This is a genomic window from Streptomyces sp. NPDC042371 (genome assembly GCF_056437465.1).
Genome location: NZ_JBWKAP010000004.1, coordinates 578,887 through 601,320, shown reverse-complemented (window position 1 = coordinate 601,320; position 22,434 = coordinate 578,887). Strand labels below are relative to the sequence as shown.

At 71.6% G+C, this 22,434-nt stretch carries 8 protein-coding genes; 7 read left to right on the top strand and 1 reads right to left on the bottom strand.

What is annotated here, in order from left to right; all coding sequences use genetic code 11:
* The first annotated feature begins 594 nt into the window (after nt 1-594).
* Nucleotides 595-1,374: a thioesterase II family protein gene (locus AC068B_RS15490; RefSeq protein WP_478671933.1), complete on the top strand. Its 780-nt coding sequence runs from the start codon at nt 595-597 to the stop codon at nt 1,372-1,374.
* Between the two features lie 8 nt (nt 1,375-1,382).
* Nucleotides 1,383-2,171, top strand: coding sequence for an AfsR/SARP family transcriptional regulator (locus AC068B_RS15485; protein ID WP_478671932.1), 789 nt, complete (start codon nt 1,383-1,385; stop codon nt 2,169-2,171).
* Between the two features lie 61 nt (nt 2,172-2,232).
* Here the strand turns inward: AC068B_RS15485 and AC068B_RS15480 are convergent, their stop codons facing one another.
* Complete coding sequence (locus tag AC068B_RS15480) at nt 2,233-3,483, bottom strand: cytochrome P450 (protein WP_478671930.1); 1,251 nt, start codon at nt 3,481-3,483, stop codon at nt 2,233-2,235.
* A gap of 283 nt (nt 3,484-3,766) precedes the next feature.
* Between AC068B_RS15480 and AC068B_RS15475 the strand changes: the two genes are divergently transcribed.
* From AC068B_RS15475 to AC068B_RS15455, 5 genes are all read left to right on the top strand, one after another.
* Nucleotides 3,767-8,683, top strand: a complete 4,917-nt coding sequence (locus AC068B_RS15475; RefSeq protein ID WP_478671929.1) for a type I polyketide synthase — start codon at nt 3,767-3,769, stop codon at nt 8,681-8,683.
* A gap of 126 nt (nt 8,684-8,809) precedes the next feature.
* The gene (locus AC068B_RS15470; protein WP_478671928.1) at nt 8,810-20,002 is read left to right on the top strand and encodes a type I polyketide synthase; all 11,193 of its coding nucleotides are present in this window, start codon (nt 8,810-8,812) and stop codon (nt 20,000-20,002) included.
* Nucleotides 19,999-20,433 carry a nuclear transport factor 2 family protein gene (locus AC068B_RS15465; RefSeq protein ID WP_478671927.1) on the top strand — a complete coding sequence of 145 codons (435 nt, stop codon included), beginning with the start codon at nt 19,999-20,001 and terminating at the stop codon, nt 20,431-20,433. The genes AC068B_RS15470 and AC068B_RS15465 overlap by 4 nt, the downstream gene beginning before the upstream one ends.
* A 54-nt stretch (nt 20,434-20,487) precedes the next feature.
* Nucleotides 20,488-20,904: a nuclear transport factor 2 family protein gene (locus tag AC068B_RS15460; protein ID WP_356259879.1), complete on the top strand. Its 417-nt coding sequence runs from the start codon at nt 20,488-20,490 to the stop codon at nt 20,902-20,904.
* Entirely contained in the window at nt 20,901-22,346 is a 1,446-nt protein-coding gene (locus tag AC068B_RS15455; RefSeq protein ID WP_478671926.1) for an NAD(P)/FAD-dependent oxidoreductase, read from the top strand. The genes AC068B_RS15460 and AC068B_RS15455 overlap by 4 nt, the downstream gene beginning before the upstream one ends.
* The last annotated feature ends 88 nt before the right edge of the window (nt 22,347-22,434 follow it).

Below are 22,434 nucleotides of genomic sequence, written 5' to 3'. Positions count from 1 at the left end.
ATCAAGGCCAATCCCGACGAGCCGGGACGACAAGAAAACAACAAGCCACAATCGGAGTCCCGGCGAATCCGAGCGGCCGCCAGGCGCGGGAAAGAGATCGTTTCCGCTTGATGGCGCGAAGGTGGATAAGCGGTGCAGGCCAACGGCGGGGAAGAGAATCAAACCAATGGAGCGTAATGATCCCGCAAAGAATTGCGCGTTCATTGTCGAGCCCGCTTCCAGGGAACCTCGACCGGATCAAAAGCGCGGGCCCCGCCTGCACACCCCAGCAGGCGCACCCTCCTGACCTGCCACTGCGCCCGCCCCACCAGCCCCCCGGCCGCGTAACGCAATGTCCGCGCCCCTCCGAGGCCAGACTTCACCCGGTGCAATGTTAAGCATTCATATTGAAATTTACCCTAAACTTGCCGCCGCTGATTCGATCACACGAGAATCGCTGCATAAAGCATGGGGAATGTCTTATTCCGCCCTGTTGCCGACTTAGCGACGTTGCCCTTTAAACTTTGAGCTGTGCATGATCAGGAGCGGCTGTGTGATGCGGCGACACCGTTCCTGGCGAAGGGATAGATCTTGTCTGCCTCCCCCCCACCCCAAATGTCGGACCCCTGGATACGCTGTTTCCGGCCCCGGCCGGAAGCGGACGTCCGACTGGTCTGCTTCCCCCACGCGGGCGGCTCGGCCTCCTACTACCACCCCCTCGCGGTATCCCCCACCCTGCTCCCGGACGCCGAAGTCCTCGCGGTGCAGTACCCCGGAAGGCAGGACCGGCGCAGAGAGCGCCTCCTGGACGGCATCCCCGAGATGGCCGATCTGATCACCGAGGCACTCGCGCCTTACGACGACCGTCCGCTGGCCTTCTTCGGGCACAGCATGGGCGCGGTGCTCGCCTTCGAGGTCGCACAGCGGCTGAGCGAGCGGCCGGGCGGCCAGCCCTGCGGGCTCTTCGTCTCGGGCCGCCGGGCGCCGTCCCTCTACCGGCGGGGCACCGTACATCTCCTCAACGACGCCGAGTTGGTCGGTGAGCTGCGCAGGGCCGGGGGCACAGACCCGCGGTTCCTGGACGACGAGGAGCTGCTCGCCGACATCATCCCGGTCGTCCGCAACGACTACCGGGCGATCGAGCTGTACCAGTGGGCTCCGGCGCCCCCGCTGACCTGTCCCGTCACCGCCCTGGTCGGCGACCGGGACCCGCAGGCCTCGCTCGACGACGTGGAGGCCTGGCGGAAGCACACCGAAGGACCGTTCGGCCTCGAGGTCTTCTCCGGAGGCCACTTCTATCTCAACACGCACCAGCGCGGCGTCGCGGACGTCATCTCCGAGGCCCTCGCGGCCGGTGCGCGACGGCACGCAACAGCGAGGGGGAACGCTCAGTGAGGTACGAAATGCTGGGCCCACTCCGCATCAAGGACGACAGCAACTACGCCACCATCAATGCACAGAAAGTGGAGATCGTCCTCACGGTCCTCCTCATCCGCGCCGATCAACTCGTCTCCCTGGAGCAGCTGATGCGGGAGATCTGGGGCGAGGAACTGCCCCGGCGCGCCACCGCCGGGCTACACGTGTACATATCCCAGCTCCGCAAGTTCCTGAAGGTGTCGGGCACGGCGGGCAACCCCGTCGAGACCCGCGCGCCGGGGTACGTGCTGCACAAGAAGCCGGAGGACCAGATCGACGCCCAGGTCTTCCCCGAACTGGTCGACGTGGGAAGGTCGTTGCTCAGGGAGAAGCACTACGACGAGGCGGCCTCCTGTTTCGGGCAGGCGCTCGCTCTGTGGCGCGGCCCGATCCTCGGGCAGGGCGGGAACGGTCCGGCCGCCAACGGCCCCATCGTCGACGGGTTCTCGACCTGGCTGACCGAGATCCGCCTGGAGTGTCAGGAGATGCTGGTCGAGTGCCAGCTCCAGCTCGGCCGGCACCGGGAGGCCGTGGGCATGCTGTACGCCCTCACCGCGGAGAACCCGATGTGCGAGGCGTTCTACCGGCAGCTCATGCTGGCGCTCTACCGCTCCGAGCGGCAGGCGGACGCGCTGAAGGTGTACCAGTCGGTGCGCAAGACGCTCAACGACGAGCTCGGGCTCGAACCGGGGCGCCCGCTCCAGGACCTGCAGCGGGCCATACTCTCCGGCGACATGCACCTGATGTCACCACCCCTCGCGATGTCCGGCCACTGACCGGACATCGCGGTGCGGGTGGGCCTCACGGGGCGTACGTATGCGGAGGAGACGTACGTACTCAGAAGGCGCACTGAAGGTGCTTGATGCCCTCGATGAAGCTGGAGTCCAGCCTGCGGGGCTGCCCCACGGCACGAATGCGGGGCAGCGCCGCAAGCAACTCCCGGTACAGGACGGTGACTTCCATCCGGGCCAGATGGGCGCCGAGGCAGACGTGCGGGCCCACCGCGCCGAACGTGACGTGGGCGTTCGTCGCGCGCGTGATGTCGAAGCGGTACGGGTCCGGGAAGGTGCCCTCGTCGCGGTTGCCCGACCAGTAGAACAGGAAGATCCGGTCGCCCCTGCGGAACCGGTGGCCGTTCATGTCGCAGTCGCGGGTCGCGACGCGGCGCATCCAGTTGATGGGCGTGGAGACCCTGAGGATCTCCTCGACCGCGTCCTTCGCGTACGTGTCGAAGTCCGACAGCAGCAGCTGCTTCTGCTCGGGGTGCTCGGTCAGCAGCACCAGGGCGTGCGAGATCGCGTTCCTGGTGGTCTCCATCCCGGCGATGACCAGCAGGATGAAGAACGAGACGAGTTCCTGGCGGGTCAACTGCTCGCCGTCCGCCTGCACTTGCACCAGCTTGGTGATCAGGTCGTTGCCGGGGACCGCGAGCCGCTGCTCACGGAGCCCCGCGATGTAGTCGCCCAGTTCGCGGGACGCCTCGATCACCGCGCGCTCGGAGTCCGCCCGGTCGGGCACGTAGTCCGGGTCGAGCGGGCCCACGATCGTGTTGGACCGGTCGAAGAGGAAGTCGTGGTCCTCCTCCGGGATGCCCATCATTTCGCTGAGCACGGCGATGGGCATCTCCGCGGCCACGGGCCTGATGAAGTCGCCGGGACCGCGCGCGACGAGGTCGTCGATGATGCGCCGCGCGGTACGGGTCGCCACGGCCTCGAACTCGGGAATCATGTTGCGGCCGAACGAGCGCGAGACGATGCGGCGCAGCCGTGAGTGCCCCGGGTTGTCCATGTTGATCATCGAGCCGTAGTACTCGTCGAGCTCGGGCGGCAGGCCGATGATCGTGGTCGCACCGTTCGATGAGAAGTCCTGCGGCCGACGGCTCACCTCCACGATGTCCGCGTACTTCACCAGCGCGTGGTAACCGAAGGCCCAGGGCACTCCGGGCATGCTCTGCTGGATGAACGCCGGATGCGGCAGCTCGCGCATCTGCTCGAACAGCGCCACGCGTTCCTCGTACGGCCGCGCCCAGAACGACGGGTCGACCAGGTCGGGGAAGGTGGCGGCCGGCTTGCTATCCGTGATGGGCACGATGCCTCGCTTCGCGTTGTCCGGACCGACACCGGCACACCTTGGCAGGGCCGTCTTAAGCGCTCCTAAGAAGCACCTGCCGCGCCCGCCCGCACCTCCCACCAGTGACGACGGCCCGGGACGACGACGTACACAGCCGAGTATTAGGAGGGCTTTAGCGTCGTCGACGAGTCTGCGGTCCGGCGGGGTCCCGCCTGCCCGATGCTCACGCCGATCTCCCGGCTGCCCGGTCATCGAGTCAGGGGCGCTGCTGTTCTCGCGGAGAGGGGCGGTTGTCACCGGGATGGCGCACACCGAAGAGAAGCTTCTTGAATACCTCAAGCGTGTCACTGCGGACCTGCGTCAGACGGAACGCCGACTGCAGGACGTCGAGTCGGCGGGCCACGAGCCGATCGCGGTCATCGGCATGGCGTGCAGGCTGCCCGGCGGAGTCAGGTCCCCCGACGAGTTCTGGGACCTGATTTCCACCGGCGGCGACGCCGTCGCCCCGCTGCCCGGCAACCGCAACTGGGACCTCGACGCCCTCTACGACCCGGACCCCGAGAGCACCGGTACCAGCTACGTCCGCGAGGGCGGCTTCGTCGACGACGCGGGCGACTTCGACCCCACCTTCTTCGGCATCGGACCGAGCGAGGCCATGGCCATGGCGCCGCAGCAGCGGCTCGCCCTGGAGACGGCCTGGGAGGCCATCGAGCGCGCCGGTATCGACCCCCTCGCCCTGCGCGCAAGCGACACCAGCACCTTCATCGGCTGCGACGGCCTCGACTACGCCCTGGGCGCCTCCGAGGTACCCGAGGGCACCGCCGGATACTTCACCATCGGCAACTCCGGCAGCGTCACCTCGGGCCGCGTCGCCTACACCCTGGGTCTCGAAGGCCCGGCGGTCACGGTCGACACCGCATGCTCCTCGTCACTGGTCTCCCTCCACCTCGCCGCCCAGGCACTGCGCACGCAGGAGTGCTCGCTGGCGCTGGCGGGCGGTACGTACGTGATGTCGTCACCCGCCCCGCTGATCGGGTTCAGCGAACTGCGCGGCCTGGCCCCCGACGGCCGCTGCAAGCCCTTCTCCGCGGGCAGCGACGGCATGGGCATGGCGGAGGGCACCGGTGTGGTGCTGCTGGAGCGTCTGTCCGACGCGCGCCGGAACGGCCACAAGGTCCTTGCGGTGGTACGGGGTTCGGCTGTGAACCAGGACGGTGCGAGCAACGGCTTGACCGCCCCCAACGGTCCCTCCCAGGAACGCGTCATCCGCGCGGCCCTCGCCAACGCCCGCCTCTCTGCCGAGGACATTGACGCGGTGGAGGCCCACGGCACCGGCACCACACTCGGCGACCCCATCGAGGCCGGGGCCCTCATCTCCGCGTACGGGCAGGAACGCCCGGAGGACCGGCCGCTGTGGGTCGGCGCCGTGAAGTCCAACATCGGCCACACGCAGATCGCCGCGGGCGTGGCGGGCGTCATCAAGATGGTCCTGGCCCTGCAGAACGACCTGCTGCCCGCCATCCTCCACGTCGACGCCCCCTCGCCCCACGTGGAATGGGACGGCAGCGGGCTGCGCCTGCTGACCGAGCCGGTGAAGTGGCCTCGCGGCGAGCGGGCGCGGCGGGCGGGGGTGTCTTCCTTCGGCTTCTCCGGGACCAATGCGCATTTGATTTTGGAGGAGGCGCCGGAGGAGGAGGTGCGGGGCGAGGTATCCGGGGCCGGGGCTGATCCTTTGGTGGTGCCGTGGGTGGTTTCTGGGCGGACGCCTGATGCGTTGCGGGAGCAGGCGCGACGGTTGGGTGAGTTTGTAGCGGGCGATACGGAGGCGTTGGCGGGGGAGGTCGGGTGGTCGTTGGCGACGTCGCGGTCGGTGTTCGAGCACCGGGCCGTGGTGGTGGGCCGGGACCGGGATGCGTTGACGGACGGTCTTGAGGCGTTGGCTGCGGGTGAGGTGTCCGCGGATGTGGTGTCCGGGGCGGCGGCGTCTGCGGGTGCGGGGCCGGTGTTGGTGTTTCCGGGGCAGGGGTCGCAGTGGGTGGGCATGGGGGCCCAACTGCTGGATGAGTCGCCGGTGTTCGCGGCGCGGATTGCTGAGTGCGAGCAGGCTTTGTCTGCGTACGTGGACTGGTCGTTGCGTGACGTGTTGCGCGGGGACGGCAGCGAACTGGCGCGGGTCGAGGTCGTGCAGCCGGTGCTGTGGGCCGTGATGGTGTCGCTTGCCGCGGTGTGGGCGGATCAGGGGATTACTCCGGCTGCGGTGATCGGGCACTCGCAGGGTGAGATGGCTGCCGCCTGTGTGGCGGGGGCGTTGTCGTTGGAGGATGCGGCACGGATCGTGGCGGTACGCAGCGACGCGCTGCGGCAGCTCCAAGGCCACGGCGACATGGCTTCCCTGGGCACCAGCGCCGAACAGGCCGCCGAGCTGATCGGGGACGACCGCCCGGGCGTGACCGTCGCCGCCGTCAACGGGCCTTCTTCGACGGTCATTTCGGGTTTACCGGAGGAAGTGGCTGCCGTAGTCGCCGACGCGGAGAAGGCCGGGCTGCGGGCCCGGGTCATCGACGTCGGCTACGCTTCCCACAACCCCCAGATCGACCAGCTCCACGACCTGCTCACCGAACGCCTGGCCGACATCCAGCCCGTGCCGACCGACGTGGCCTTCTACTCCACCGTCACCGCCGAACGCCTTAACGACACGACGGCGCTGGACACCGCCTACTGGGTCACCAACCTTCGCCAGCCGGTCCGTTTCGCCGACACCGTCAAGGCGTTGCTGGCTGACGGCTATCGCCTGTTCATCGAGGCGAGCGCGCACCCGGTGCTGAGTCTCGGCATGGAGGAGACCATCGAGCAGGCGGACGCCACCGCCACCGTGATCCCCACTCTCCGCCGCGACCACGGCGACACCACCCAGCTCACCCGCGCCGCCGCCCAAGCCTTCACCGCAGGCGCCGACATCGACTGGCGGCGCTGGTTCCCGACCGAACCCACCCCACGTACCGTCGACCTCCCCACCTACGCCTTCCAGCACCAGCACTACTGGCTCGAACGCTCCGCCCGTGCCGGAAACACCCTCGGCTCCGAGCACAGCGCGGCCGAGACGCAGTTGTGGCAGGCGGTCGATGAGCTCGACCTCGGGCTGCTGGCGGAGACGCTGGCATCGGAGGAGGGCAGCGACGAGGCCGTGCGGGCGCTGGAACCCGCGCTGCCGGTACTGCAGGGCTGGCGACGTCGGCACCGGGAGCAGTCGACCATCGATTCCTGGCGCTACCGCGTCACGTGGAAGCACCACCCCGATGCCTCGGCACCCCAACTGGGCGGCGAATGGCTCCTGTTCATGCCTGACGACAAGGCGGAGCACCCCGCCGTACGAGCCACCGCGGAGGCGCTGGGTGAGCACGGCGCGTCCGCCGTCCGGCTACATCCGGTCGAAACCGGCCGGGTTCGGCGCGAGACGCTGGCCGCGGTGGACACGTCCGGGTGCGCCGGAATCGTCAATCTGCTGGCTCTGGACGAGCGACCGCACCCCGAGCACCCTGCCGTGCCCGCGGGACTCGCGGCGACCACCGTCCTGATCCAGGCCCTCGCCGACAACGGCACGACCGCCCCCCTGCACACCGTCACGCAGGGAGCCGTCTCCACGAGCGCCACCGACCCGCTCGCCCACCCCCTCCAATCCCACGTCTGGGGACTCGGACGCGTCGCCGCCCTCGAACACCCCCGCCTGTGGGCCGGGCTCATCGACCTACCGGCCCGCGTCGACCCCCACGCCCTCGCCCGCCTCGCCACCGCCCTCCTCCCGCAGGAAGAGGACCAGACCGCCATCCGCCCCACCGGAACCCACACCCGGCGCCTCACGCACGCCCCCGCGCCTGGCACCGCTGCCGACGTCACCTGGCAGCCCCGGGGCACCACCCTCATCACCGGTGGCACCGGCGGCATCGGCGCCGTCCTCGCCCGCTGGCTCGCCCGCGAGGGCGCCCCGCACCTGCACCTCACCAGCCGCCGCGGCCCGGACGCACCCGGAGCACGGGAACTCGCCGCCGAGCTGCAGGGGTTGGGCACCTCCGTCACCATCACCGCCTGCGACGTCAGCGATCCGCGCCAGCTCCGGGGCCTCCTCGACCGTACGCCGCCCGAGCACCCCCTGACCGCCGTCATCCACGCCGCGGGCATGACCGATCTGACGTCGATCACCGATCTGACGACGGCGCGCCTGGACGAAGTGCTCGGGTCGAAGTCCGATGCGGCCTGGAACCTGCACGAGCTGACGCGGGACATGGATCTCACGGCGTTCGTGATGTTCTCGTCCGGCGCCGGTGTGTGGGGCAGTGGCCAGCAGGGCGCGTACGGCGCCGCCAACCACTTCCTCGACGCGCTGGCCGCGCACCGGCGCTCCCAGGGCCTGGCCGCCACCTCGATCGCCTGGGGACCCTGGGCCGAGGCCGGTATGTCCGCGGACCCGGAGTCACTCTCGTACTTCAAGCGCTTCGGCCTGCTTCCGATCGGCCCGGACCTGGGCGTCAAGGCACTGCACCAGGCGGTCGGCGCGGGCGAGGCAACGCTGACGGTGGCGAACTTCGACTGGGCGAAGTTCACGCCGACGTTCACCGCGCAGCGGCCCAGCCCGTTCCTCGACGACCTGCCGGAGAACCAACGGGAGGCCGAACAGGCCGGTTCCGCGGCCGAGACCAGCGCGTTCCGCGAGGAGCTCGCGAAGACGCCCGCGTCGCAGCGGCACGGCTTCCTGGTCCAGCACGTCCGGACGCACGCGGCCGCCACCCTGGGCCGCACGGTGGAGGACATCCCGGCGGCGAAGCCGTTCCAGGAGCTGGGCTTCGACTCGCTGACCGCCGTGCAGCTGCGCAACCAGCTCAACAGCACGACCGGGCTCACGCTGCCCGCCACCGTGATCTTCGACCATCCCACCTCCGAGTCCCTCGCCTCGCATCTGCGCGGGCAGCTCGGCGGTGACGACGAGACCACCGGCGAGGGCAACGTGCTCGCGGCGCTCGACAAGTGGGACACGGCGTACGGCACGGCCGGGATGGACGAAGCGGCCCGTCGGCGCATCGTGGGCCGTCTGCAGGTACTGGTCTCCAAATGGAGCCCGGCGCAGGACGGCCCGGAGGACGGCGACTCCGCCCACGCCGACCTGGAGACGGCGAGCGCGGACGACATCTTCGACCTCATCTCCAGCGAGTTCGGGAAGTCCTGATCCCCGACTCCCCCGGCCCGACCCGGACCCCGCCCCCGACCTCACTCACCCCCCCACTCCCACCCCATCCACGTCCACGTCCACGTCCACGTCCCCCGTCACGTCGCGCCAAGGAGCCTGGGTCAGATGTCGAACGAGGAGAAGCTTCTCGATCACCTCAAGTGGGTCACCGCGGAGCTGCGCGAGGCCCGCCAACGGCTCCGCGACAAGGAATCCGCCGAGCCGGTCGCCATCGTCGGCATGGCCTGCCGCTTTCCCGGCGGCGCCCGGTCCGCCGACGACCTGTGGCGGCTCGTGCGCGACGGGGGCGACGCGGTCTCGGGGTTCCCCGACGACCGGGGGTGGGACCTGGAGTCCCTCTACCACCCGGACCCGGAGCACCCGGGCACCAGTTACGTGCGGGACGGCGCCTTCCTGTACGACGCGGGCCGCTTCGACGCCGACTTCTTCGGCATCAGCCCGCGCGAGGCCGTCGCGATGGACCCGCAGCAGCGCCTCCTCCTGGAGACCGCCTGGGAGGCGATCGAGCACGCGGGTCTCAACCCGCACGGCTTGCAGGGCAGTGACACCGGTGTCTTCACGGGAGTCAGCGCCCACGACTACCTGACGCTGATCAGCCAGACGGCCAGCGAGGTCGAGGGGTACATCGGCACCGGCAACCTCGGCAGTGTGGTGTCGGGCCGCATCTCCTACACACTGGGGCTCGAAGGCCCCGCGGTGACGGTCGACACCGCATGCTCGTCGTCCCTGGTGGCGATCCACCTGGCCGCACAGGCGCTGCGGCAGGGCGAGTGCTCGCTCGCGCTGGCGGGTGGTTCGACGGTGATGGCGACGCCCGGCTCGTTCACCGAGTTCTCGCGGCAGCGCGGACTCGCGCCCGACGGCCGGTGCAAGCCGTTCGCGGCCGCCGCCGACGGTACCGGCTGGGGCGAGGGCGCCGGAGTGGTGGCGCTCGAACTCCTCTCCGAAGCGCGCCGCCGCGGCCACGAAGTCCTTGCGGTGGTGCGGGGTTCGGCCGTCAACCAGGACGGTACGAGCAACGGCCTCGCCGCCCCCAACGGCCCCTCCCAGGAACGCGTCATCCGCGCCGCCCTCGCCAACGCCCGCCTCTCCGCCGAGGACATCGACGCGGTCGAGGCCCACGGCACCGGCACCACGCTCGGCGACCCCATCGAGGCCAGTGCGCTCCTCGCCACCTATGGGCAGGGGCGGCCCGACGACCGGCCGCTGTGGCTCGGCTCGATCAAGTCGAACATCGGCCACACGCAGGCCGCCGCCGGTGTCGCCGGTGTGATCAAGATGGTCATGGCCCTGCGCAACGACCTCCTCCCCACCTCGCTGCACATCGACGCGCCCTCACCGCACGTCCAGTGGGAGCAGGGCGGCGTACGGCTGCTCTCCGAGCCCGTGGAGTGGCGGCCGGAGCGCACGCGGCGGGCGGGCATCTCGGCGTTCGGCATCTCGGGGACGAACGCGCATCTGATCCTTGAGGAGGCGCCGCGGGAAGAGGCGGCTGCGGAGGGGGCGACGGTGGACGTTTCCACTCCCCCACCCGCAGCGCCGGGTGCGGTGGTGCCCTGGGTGGTTTCCGGGCGGACGTCCGATGCGCTGCGTGAACAGGCGGGCCGCCTGGGCGAGTTCGCTGGATCGTCCGGCGTCGGGGAAGCGGGTGCCTCGACGACCGAGGTCGGCTGGTCGCTGGCCACGAGCCGGGCTGTCCTCGAACATCGTGCCGTGGTCGTGGGGCAGGGCTCCGCCCAGTCGATCGCTTCCCTGGGGGCGCTGGCTGCGGGCGAGGCCTCCGCGGACGTGGTGACCGGGGTCGCGGGCGATATGGGTCCGGGGCCGGTGTTGGTGTTTCCGGGGCAGGGGTCGCAGTGGGTGGGCATGGGGGCTCAGCTGCTGGATGAGTCGCCGGTGTTCGCGGCCCGGATCGACGAGTGCGAGCAGGCTCTGTCCGCGTACGTGGACTGGTCGTTGCGTGAGGTGTTGCGCGGGGACGGGAGTGAGCTGGCGCGGGTCGAGGTTGTGCAGCCGGTGCTGTGGGCCGTGATGGTGTCGCTGGCTGCGGTGTGGGCGGATCAGGGGATTACTCCGGCTGCGGTGATCGGGCACTCGCAGGGTGAGATGGCTGCCGCCTGTGTGGCGGGGGCGCTCTCGCTGGAGGATGCGGCACGGATCGTGGCGGTACGCAGTGACGCGCTGCGGCAGCTTCAGGGCCACGGCGACATGGCTTCCCTGGGCACCAGCGCCGAGCAGGCCGCCGAGCTGATCGGGGGCGACCGGCCGGGCGTGACCGTCGCGGCCGTCAACGGGCCCTCCTCGACCGTCATCTCGGGCCCACCGGAGGAAGTCGCTGCCGTCGTCGCCGACGCAGAGGAGCGTGGCCTCCGGGCCCGGGTCATCGACGTCGGCTACGCCTCCCACAACCCCCAGATCGACCAACTCCACGACCTGCTCACCGAACGCCTGGCCGACATCCAGCCTGCGCAGACCGACGTGGCGTTCTACTCGACGGTCACGGCCGAGCGGCTCACCGACATGGCGGCCCTGAATACCGGCTACTGGGTCACCAACCTCCGCCAGCCGGTCCGTTTCGCCGACACCATCGACGCGTTGCTGGCCGACGGCTACCGCCTCTTCATCGAAGCCAGCCCCCACCCCGTCCTCAACCTCGGCATTCAGGAGACGATCGAACAGGCCGGTGTCACGGCCACCACCGTGCCCACCCTGCGCCGTGACCACGGAGGCCGCACACAGCTCACGCATGCCGCCGCGCAGGCGTTCGCGGTGGGGGCCGAGGTCGACTGGCGGCGCTGGTTCCCGGCCGAGCCCAGCCCTCGTACCGTCGGCCTGCCCACCTACGCCTTCCAGCACAAGCAGTACTGGGTGGAGCCGCCCGCGGCGGTGGCGTCCGGGGGCGGCGGGCACGATCCCGTCGAGGCCCGGGTCTGGCAGGCGATCGAGGACTTGGACATCGACGCCCTCGCCAGCAGTCTGGAGATCGAGGGGCAGGCGGAGACCGTCGGAGCGCTGGAGCCCGCGCTGCCCGTCCTCTCGGCCTGGCGTCGCCGTCACCGGGAGCAGTCCACGGTCGACTCCTGGCGCTACCACGTCACCTGGAAGCACCTGCCCGCCGCGGCAACGCCGGAGCTCGCCGGGACCTGGCTGCTGCTCGTGCCCGCCGCGCACACCGACCACCCCGCCGTCCAGGCGACCGCACAGACACTGGCCGCGCACGGCGGCGAAGTACGGCGTCACGTACTCGACGCCCGCGCCGTGGAACGTGCCGCACTGGCACAGGAGTTGCTCTCGGTGATGGGCGGGGAGCAGCACGCCGGAATCGTCAATCTGCTGGCCCTGGACGAGGAGCCGCACCCCGAGTTCCCTGCCGTGCCCGCCGGACTCGCCGCGACGACCGCTCTCGTCCAGGCCCTCGGCGACAACGGCGCCGACGTTTCCGTACGCACCCTCACGCAAGGTGCGGTCTCCACCAGCGCCACCGACTCCCTCACCAACCCCGTGCAGGCCCAGGTCTGGGGTCTCGGGCGCGTCGCCGCCCTGGAGTACCCGCGGCTGTGGGGCGGGCTCGTCGACCTGCCCGCTCGTATCGACCATCAGTCGCTGACCCGGCTGGCGGCGGCGCTCGCCCCTCAGGACGAGGATCAGATCGCGATCCGTCCCACCGGAGCCCACGCCCGCCGCCTCGCCCACGCGCCCGCCACGACCCCGAACAGTGGCCTGAGCTGGGAGCCCCGGGGCACCACCCTCATCACCGGTGGCACCGGCGGCATCGGTGCCGTCCTCGCCCGCTGGCTCGCCCGCGAGGGCGCCCCGCGCCTCCTTCTCACCAGCCGCCGCGGCCCGGACGCACCCGGCGCACAGGAACTCGCCGCCGAGCTCGAGGAGTTGGGCACCTCCGTCACCATCACCGCCTGCGACGTCGGCGACCGTGAGCAAGTGCGCCGCCTCGTCGACGGCGTCCCCGCCGAGCACCCCCTCACCGCCGTCGTGCACGCCGCGGGCGTACCGAACTACATCGGCCTCGGCGAGGTGACGGGCGCCGAGCTGGACGAGGTGCTGCGCCCCAAGGCGCTGGCCGCACTCCATCTGCACGAGCTGACAAGGGAGTTGGAACTCTCCGCGTTCGTGATGTTCTCGTCCGGTGCCGGTGTGTGGGGCAGCGGCCAGCAGGGCGCGTACGGCGCCGCCAACCACTTCCTCGACGCGCTGGCCGAGCACCGGCGCTCCCAGGGCCTGGCCGCCACCTCGATCGCCTGGGGACCCTGGGCCGAGGCGGGGATGGCCGCCGACCAGGCGGCGTTGACGTTCTTCAGCCGTTTCGGTCTGCACCCGCTCAGCCCGGTCCTGTGCATCAAGGCGTTGCACCAGGCACTCGACGCGGGCGCGACGACGCTGACGGTGGCGAACTTCGACTGGGCGCAGTTCACCTCGACCTTCACGGCGCAACGGCCCAGCCCGCTCCTCGCCGATCTGCCCGAGAACCGCAGGGCGAGCGCGCCCGTGGCGCAGGAGGATGCCACGGAGGCGTCGTCGCTGCAGCAGGAACTGACCGAGGCGAAACCGGCACAGCAGCGGCAGTTGGTGCTGCAGCACGTGCGCTCGCAGGCGGCGGCCACGCTCGGGCACTCGGACGTCGACGCCGTGCCCGCGACCAAGCCGTTCCAGGAGCTGGGCTTCGACTCGCTGACCGCGGTGGAGCTGCGCAACAGGCTGAACAAGAGCACCGGTCTGACCCTGCCGACCACGGTCGTCTTCGACCACCCCACGCCCGACGCGCTCACCGACGTCATCCAGGCCGAGCTGTCGGGCGACACGGCGTCCGCGGAAGCGGCGCGGACGACCGCTGCCGCCGCCGACGACGAGCCGATCGCGATCGTCGGCATGGCCTGCCGCTACCCGGGTGACGTCCGCTCCGCCGAGGAGCTGTGGGACCTGGTCACGGACCGCAGGGACGCCATGAGCGGCTTCCCCGACGACCGGGGCTGGGACCTTGAGGCGCTGTACAACCCGGACCCGGAGAGCCGCGGCACCAGCTACGTGCGCGAGGGCGGCTTCCTCTACGACGCGGGCGACTTCGACGCCGCCTTCTTCGGCATCAGCCCCCGCGAGGCCGTCGCGATGGACCCCCAGCAGCGACTCCTCCTGGAGACCGCCTGGGAGGCGATCGAACGCGCCGGGCTCGACCGCGAGGCCCTGAAGGGCAGCAACGCCGGGGTGTACACGGGCCTGACCATCTACGACTACCTGGCGCTCGTCGGTGAACGGCCCACCGAGGTGGAGGGCTACATCGGCACCGGCAACCTCGGCTGTGTCGCCTCCGGCCGGGTGTCGTACGTACTCGGCCTCGAAGGCCCCGCGATGACCATCGACACCGGGTGCTCGTCGTCGCTGGTGGCGATCCACCAGGCGGCGCACGCGCTGCGGCAGGGCGAGTGCTCGCTCGCCCTCGCGGGCGGCGCGACGGTGATGGCCACGCCGGGCTCCTTCGTGGAGTTCTCCCTGCAACGCGGGCTCGCCAAGAACGGGCGGTGCAAGCCGTTCGCGTCCGCCGCCGACGGCACGGGATGGGCCGAAGGGGTCGGCCTCGTCGTCCTCGAACGCCTCTCGGAGGCCCGGCGCAACGGCCACAACGTCCTTGCGGTGATCCGCGGTTCAGCCATCAACCAGGACGGTACGAGCAACGGGCTCACGGCACCCAACGGGCAGGCGCAGCAGCGCGTCATCCGGCAGGCCCTCGCCAACGCGCGCCTCTCCGCCGACGACGTCGACGCGGTGGAGGCGCACGGCACGGGCACCATGCTGGGCGACCCCATCGAGGCGAGTGCGCTCGTGGCCACGTACGGCAAGGAGCGGCCCGAGGACCGGCCGCTGTGGCTCGGCTCGATCAAGTCGAACATCGGGCACGCGCAGGCGTCGGCCGGTGTCGCCGGTGTGATCAAGATGGTGATGGCGCTGCGGAACGAGCAGCTGCCCGCCTCGCTGCACATCGACGCGCCCACGCCGCACGTCGAATGGGACGGCAGCGGAGTCCAGCTCCTGTCCGAGCCGGTCGCCTGGCCGCGCGGCGAACGCCCGCGCCGCGCCGGGGTGTCCGCGTTCGGCATCTCGGGCACGAACGCACACCTCATCCTGGAGCAGGCCCCGGAAGCGCCGGAGCCCGCGCCTTCCCCGTCGGACGCGGCCGACGCTCCCGCCGGAGTGGTGCCGTGGGTGGTCTCGGCGCGCGGCGAGGAGGCGCTGCGGGCCCAGGCCGCTCTACTGGCCGAGCGCGCGACGGCCGACCCCCAGCTGGTGTCGCCCCTGGACGTGGGCTGGTCCCTGGTCAAGAGCCGCTCGGTGTTCGAGAACCGGGCGGTGGTGGTGGGCCGGGACCGCGACGCGCTCCTCACCGGACTACGTTCCCTGGCGGCGGGCGAGCCGTCACAGGACGTCGTGGAAGGCGCTGTACAGGGCGCCTCTGGGGCGGGGCCGGTGTTGGTCTTCCCAGGGCAGGGGTCGCAGTGGGTGGGTATGGGGGCCCAACTGCTGGATGAGTCACCCGTGTTCGCGGCCCGTATCGACGAGTGCGAGCAGGCGCTGTCAGCGCATGTGGACTGGTCGTTGCGTGAGGTGTTGCGCGGGGACGGCAGCGAACTGGCGCGGGTCGAGGTCGTGCAGCCCGTGCTGTGGGCCGTGATGGTGTCGCTGGCCGCGGTGTGGGCCGATCAGGGGATCGTCCCGGCCGCCGTGATCGGACACTCACAGGGCGAGATGGCCGCCGCCTGTGTCGCGGGCGCGCTCTCCCTGGAGGATGCGGCGCGGATCGTGGCGGTACGCAGCGACGCCCTCCGCCAGCTGCAGGGGCACGGCGACATGGCCTCCCTGGGCACCAGCGCCGAACAGGCCGCCGAGCTCATCGGGGACCACCGGCCCGGTGTCAGCATCGCCGCCGTCAACGGACCTTCTTCGACTGTCATTTCGGGTTCACCGGAGGAAGTCGCTGCCGTCGTCGCCGACGCAGAGGAGCGCGGCCTCCGGGCCCGCGTCATCGACGTCGGCTACGCCTCCCACAACCCCCAGATCGACCAACTCCACGACCTGCTCACCGAACGCCTGGCCGACATCCAGCCTGCGCCGACCGACGTGGCCTTCTACTCCACCGTCACCGCCGAACGCCTCAACGACACCACGGCGCTCGACACCGGCTACTGGGTCACCAACCTCCGCCAGCCCGTCCGCTTCGCCGACACCATCAAGACGTTGCTGGCCGACGGCTACCGCCTCTTCATCGAAGCCAGCCCCCACCCCGTCCTCAACCTCGGCATGGAAGAAACCATCGAGCAGGCCGACATGCCCGCCACGGTGATCCCCACCCTCCGCCGCGACCACGGCGACACCACCCAACTCACCCGCGCAGCCGCCCAGGCCTTCACCGCAGGCGCCGACATCGACTGGACGGGATGGTTCCCGGCGGTTCCGTTGCCGCGGGTGGTGGATCTTCCGACGTACGCCTTCCAGCGGGAGCGGTTCTGGCTGGAGGGGCGGCGGGGGCTCGCCGGGGATCCGGCGGGGCTCGGGCTCGCCTCTGCGGGGCATCCGCTGCTCGGGGCCGCCGTGGAGCTCGCGGACGGCAGCAGTCATCTGCTGACCGGGCGCATCTCGCCGCGGGACCAGACGTGGCTGGCCGAGCACCGGGTCATGGACACCGTGCTGCTGCCCGGTTCCGCCTTCGTGGAGCTCGCGCTGCAGGCCGCGGTGCGCGCGGGCTGCGAGGAGCTGGCGGAGCTGACGCTGCACACGCCGCTCGCCTTCGGGGACGAGGGCGCGGGCGCGGTGGACCTCCAGGTGGCGGTCGGCTCCGTGGGCGAGGACGGGCGGCGGCCTGTGTCCGTCCACTCGCGGCCCACGAGTGAGGGCGAGGAGGCCGTGTGGACCCGGCACGCCGCCGGTGTGGTCGCTCCCGCGGGGCCGGTCGACGGGGACGTCTCGCTGGGCGGGGCCTGGCCGCCGCCCGGTGCCACACCCGTCGGCGGGCAGGATCCTTATGGTGAACTCGCCTCGTACGGCTATGACTTCGGGCCCGGATCGCAGGGGCTCGTGACCGCCTGGCGGCTCGGCGACGACCTCTACGCCGAGGTGGCGCTGCCCGAGGCGGAGAGCGGCGGGGCCGACCGCTATCAGGTCCATCCGGTGCTGCTCGACGCGACGCTGCACGCGCTGATCCTGGACGCGGTCACCTCGTCCGCCGACACCGACCAGGTGCTGCTGCCGTTCTCGTGGAGCGGGCTGCGGGTGCATGCGCCGGGCGCGGACAAGCTGCGGGTACGTATCGCACGTACCGCGCCGGACCAGCTGGCCCTGACCGCCGTGGACGACGGTGGAACGCCGGTCCTGACGCTGGAGTCGCTCACGGTGCGGCCGGTGGCCGCCCATCAGATCGCGGGTGCCCGTGCGGCGGACCGGGACGCGCTGTTCCGGCTCGTGTGGACGGAGGCGGCCGCGCGGGCCGATGCGGGTGGCGGCGGCGCCGTGCGTGCCGCTGTCGTCGCGCCCGCCGGGGAACCGCTGGGTGCGGCGCTCGCCGACGCGTTGTCCGGGGCTCCTGTGCGGGACACGTTCGCCGCGCTGCGGGACGGTGTGGCGGGTGGGGACGAGACACCCGATGTCGTGCTCGCCGTGTGCGCCACGCCCGGTGCGGGTGGCACACCTGGCGTGAGTGGTGCAGGTGATGCGAACACAGATGCGGCCGGGTATGCGCGGCTGGCCGCCGTGACCCTGCTGTCGCTGCTCAAGGAGTGGGTCGACGATCCCGCGTTCGCGGCGAGCCGCCTCGTCGTCGTCACCCGGGGCGCGGCCGCGGCGCGGCCGGGTGAGACCGTCGGTGATCTGCCGGGCGCGTCGCTGTGGGGTCTGGTGCGCAGTGCGCAGGCCGAGAATCCGGGGCGCCTCACGCTGCTCGACCTGGATGCGGTGGAGGCGGTGGAGGCTTCCCTCACGGCGCTGCCGGGCGTACTTGGCTCCGGGGAGCCGGAGTTGGCGCTGCGGGACGGGCGGGTGTTCGTGCCGCGGCTCGTACGTGATGACGCCTCCGCCCGACTCGCGCCGCCGGTCGGGGCGCCTACGTGGCGTCTCTCCGGGCATGAAGTGCCCGGGCCCGGACGGCAGTTGGCCCTGGTCGACGCGCCCGAGGCCCGGCGGGTCCTGAAGCCGCACGAGGTGCGGGTCGCGGTGCGGGCGGCCGCGCCGGACCCGGGGCCGCTCGCGGCGGGCCAGGTCGTAGGTGCAGGTGTCGTGACAGAGGTCGGCGGCGAGGCCGGTCCCGTAGCGGTCGGCGACCGGGTGATGGGCTTGTTCGCCGCGGTGGGGCCGGTGGGCGTCACCGATGCCGCGTTGCTCACGACCGTTCCGGCCGGGTGGAGTTGGGCGCAGGCGGCCGGATCCTTGGGCGCCTATGTGGCCGCGTACCACGTACTGGCGGATGTCGTCGTGCCGCGCGGCGGGGAAACCCTGTTCGTCGCGGAGGGGACCGGCCCCGTCGGGCGGGCGGTGACGCGCCTTGCGCGGCGCTGGCGTGCGGAGGTCGTGGACGGGGCGGCCGACGTCACCATCGGTCGTGACGGGAGGCTGGTGGTCGACCGGGCGGGCGCCCCGGACGGCGGGCAGGCGGTCGCGCCGCCCGAGCCCGGGCGCGTACGGGAGATCCTCGCCGAGCTGGCGGATTCGGCGGATCCGGCGGACCTGCCGGTCGCCGACGCCGTCGCCGTATCCGTCTCCGGCTCCGTCGCCCTCTCCTCGGAGTCGGCAGGGTCGAGTGGCGGCGGCCTCGTGCCTCTCGACGTCACCGCGTGGGACGTCCGGCAGGCCCCCGCCGCGGAGGCCGCCCCGCCCTCGGCGGGCACGACCGTGTACACCCTGCCCGTCGCCTTCGACCCCGAAGGCACCGTCCTCGTCACCGGCGGCACCGGGGCACTCGGCGCCCTGGCCGCCCGCCACTTGGTGGGCCGCCACGGAGCCAGGCATCTGCTCCTGTCCAGCAGGCGCGGCGCCGACGCGCCGGGCGCGCTGGAGCTGGCGGCGGACCTCTCCGCGCTCGGCGCGCGGGTCACCTTCACCACCTGCGACCTCGGTGACCGGGAGGCCGCGGCCGCCCTCCTGGAGTCGGTGGCGCCGGAGCACCCGCTGACCGCCGTCTTCCACTGCGCGGGCACCGTCAGCGACGCGGTGGTGCAGAACCTCACGGCCGAGCAGGTCGAGGAGGTAATGCGCGTGAAGGCGGACACCGCGTGGAACCTGCACGAACTGACGCGGGACGCTGACCTGTCCGCGTTCGTCCTGTACTCCTCGGTCGCCGGGCTCCTCGGCGGCCCCGGCCAGGGCAGCTACACGGCCGCCAACGCCTTCCTGGACGCGCTGGCCCGGCACCGGCAGGACGGCGGGGCGGCGGCGACCTCCCTGGCGTGGGGCTACTGGGACCTGGAGAACGGGATGTCGGGGCGGCTCACCGACGCCGACCGGGCACGCCACGCCCGGGCCGGTGTGGTCGGGCTCGGCGCCGACGAGGGCCTCGCCCTCCTCGACACGGCCTGGGCGGGCGGTCTGCCGCTGTACGCGCCGGTCCGCCTGGACCTGGCCCGGATGCGCAGGCAGGCCGAGAGCCGCCCCGCACCGGCGCTGCTGCAGGACCTGGTGCGCGGCGCCGGGAGCAGGAGCGGCGGCGGATCCGTCTCGGCGGGCGCGGCCGCGCTCCTCAAGGCGCTCGGCGCGATGTCCGACGCCGAGCGGGAGGAGGCGCTGCTCGACCTGGTGTGCACGCACATCGCGGCCGTCCTGGGATACGACGCGGCCACGCCCGTCAATGCGACGCAGGGGCTGCGGGAGCTCGGGTTCGACTCGCTGACCGCGGTGGAACTGCGCAACAGGCTCTCGACCGCGACCGGGCTGAAGCTGCCCGCCACGTTCGTCTTCGACCACCCGAACCCGGCGGAGCTGGCCGCGCATCTGGGCCAGGAGCTCGCGCCGCGCGCGGCGGATCCGCTCGCCGACGTCCTCGCGGAGTTCGAGCGGCTGGAGAACTCGCTCCTCGCGGTCTCCTCGCAGGACGGCACGGCACGGACCGAGCTGGCCGGGCGGCTGCGGGCCACGCTGGCCCGGCTCGACGTGCCGCGGGAGACAGCCGCCGAGGTCGCGGTGGCCGCGGTGGCCGCCCGCATCCAGGACGCATCGGCCGACGAGATCTTCGCGTTCATCGACCGGGACCTCGGCAGGGACAGCGGCAACGGACAGGGCAACGGACAGGCAGTGGAGGGACAGCGATGAACGAGTTCGCCCGCAAGAAGCGCGCCCTGGAGCACAGTCGGCGGATCAACGCCGGGGACCTGGACGCCGTCGTCGAGCTGTACGCGCCCGACGCCGTGGTCGAGGACCCGGTCGGCCTGCCGCCCCTGACCGGGCACGACGCGCTGCGCGCCCACTATGAGTTGCTCCTCTCCGCGCATCTGCGCGAGGAGGCGGCCGAGCCCGTCGCCGGTCAGGACGCCGCGCACGCGCTGATCCGGATCACCTCCGTCATGGACTACCTGCCCCTGGGGCCGCAGTACGCCGAACGGGGCTGGCTCAAGGCCCCCGACGCCCCGGAGACGGCGCGCATTCGGCGTACGGCGATGCTCGTGATCCGTATGGACGCGTCCGGCCTCGTCCGGCACCTGAAGTCGTACTGGGGCACATCCGATCTCACGGTCCTCGGCTGAACCGCAGGCCCGCGATGACTTTCCACAGGTCTGCCCACCCTTCCTGGAGGTGCCATGCCCGACGAGGCCGCGCGCAAGCAGATGGCCGTCGACTACGCCCAGCGGATCAACGCCGGTGACATCGAGGGCGTCCTCGACCTGTTCACGGACGACATCGTCTTCGAGGACCCGGTGGGACGGCCGCCGATGGTGGGCAAGGACGATCTCCGCAGGCACCTCGAACTGGCCGTCTCCTGCGGTACGCACGAGGTGCCCGAGCCGCCGATGACGTCGATGGACGACCGCTTCGTGGTGACGCCGACGACGGTCACCGTGCAGCGGCCGCGGCCGATGACCTTCCGCATCGTCGGCATCGTCGAACTCGACGAGAACGGGCTCGGCCGCCGGGTCCAGGCGTTCTGGGGAGTCACCGACGTGACCATGGACGGGCCCGCCGCCGACACCACCCACCCCGAAGGGATCCGCGCGTGACCACCACCCGACCCGCCCACGCCGTCGTACTGGGTGCCAGCATGGCAGGCACCCTCGCGGCCCACGTTCTGGCCCGCCACGTCGACGCCGTCACCGTCGTGGAGCGCGATGCCCTGCCCGAGGAGCCCCGGCACCGCAAGGGGGTCCCGCAGGGCCGCCACGCCCACCTGCTGTGGTCCAACGGCGCCCGCCTCATCGAGGAGATGCTGCCCGGCACCACCGACCGTCTCCTGGCGGCCGGCGCCCGCCGTCTCGGCTTCCCCGAGGACCTGGTGACCCTGACCGGGCAGGGGTGGCAGCACCGCTTCCCCGCCACCCAGTTCGCGCTGGTCGCCAGCCGCCCGCTGCTCGACCTGACGGTACGTCAACAGGCCCTGGCACCCGCGAACATCACCGTCCGGCAGCGCACCGAGGCCGTCGAGCTCTCGGGCAGCGGGAGCCGGGTCACCGGTGTCGTCGTGCGCGATGTGGACAGCGGGGCGCAGGAACCCCTCGAAGCGGACCTGGTGATCGACGCCACCGGCCGGGGCTCGCGCCTCAAGCAGTGGCTCTCCGAGCTGGGCGTGCCCGCCCTCGAAGAGGACGTGGTGGACGCGGGCGTCGCCTACGCCACCCGCCTCTTCACGGCCCCGCCCGGCGCGACGACCCACTTCCCCGCCGTCAACATCGCCGCCGACGACCGGGTGCGCGAGCCCGGCCGGTTCGGTGTGGTCTACCCCATCGAGGGCGGCCGCTGGCTGGCGACTCTCTCCTGCACGAGGGGCGCGCAACTGCCCAGCAGCGAGGAGGAGTTCCTCCCCTTCGCGGAGAACCTGAACCATCCGATCCTGGCCGAGCTCCTGCGCGACGCGGAGCCGCTCACCCCGGTCTTCGGCTCCCGTTCCGGCGCGAACCGCCGCCTGTATCCGGAGCGGCTCGACGCATGGCCGGACGGGTTGCTCGTCATCGGGGACTCACTGACCGCGTTCAACCCGATCTACGGGCACGGGATGAGTTCGGCCGCGCGCTGTGCCGACACGATCGACCGCGAGTTCCGGCGGAATCCGCAGGGCGGCGCGGGGTCCGCGCTGCTCCTCCAGAAGGCGATCGGCGCGGCCGTCGACGACCCGTGGATCCTGGCCGCGACCAAGGACATCGACTACGTCAACTGCCGTGTTTCCGCGACGGATCCGCGGCTCATCGGCGTCGACACGGAGCAGCGGCTGCGGTTCGCGGAGGCCATCACGGCCGCCTCGATCCGCTCGCCCAAGGCGTCCGAGATCGTCACGGACGTCATGAGCCTGAACGCGCCGCAGACCGAACTGGGCTCCAACCGCTTCCTGATGGCGATGCGCGCCGACGAGCGTCTTCCGGAGCTGACGGCTCCCCCGCTGAGCCCGGAGGAGCTGGCCGTGGTGGACCTGGATCCGGCCAAGATCACGCCCGCGGCCGTACGCTCCTGACGCGTCGCCGCCCCGCTGTACGGCCCCTGAGGGCCGTCGGTCATTCCCACCCCTAATAGCCAATGCGGAAGTGCGCCGTTTTTACAGT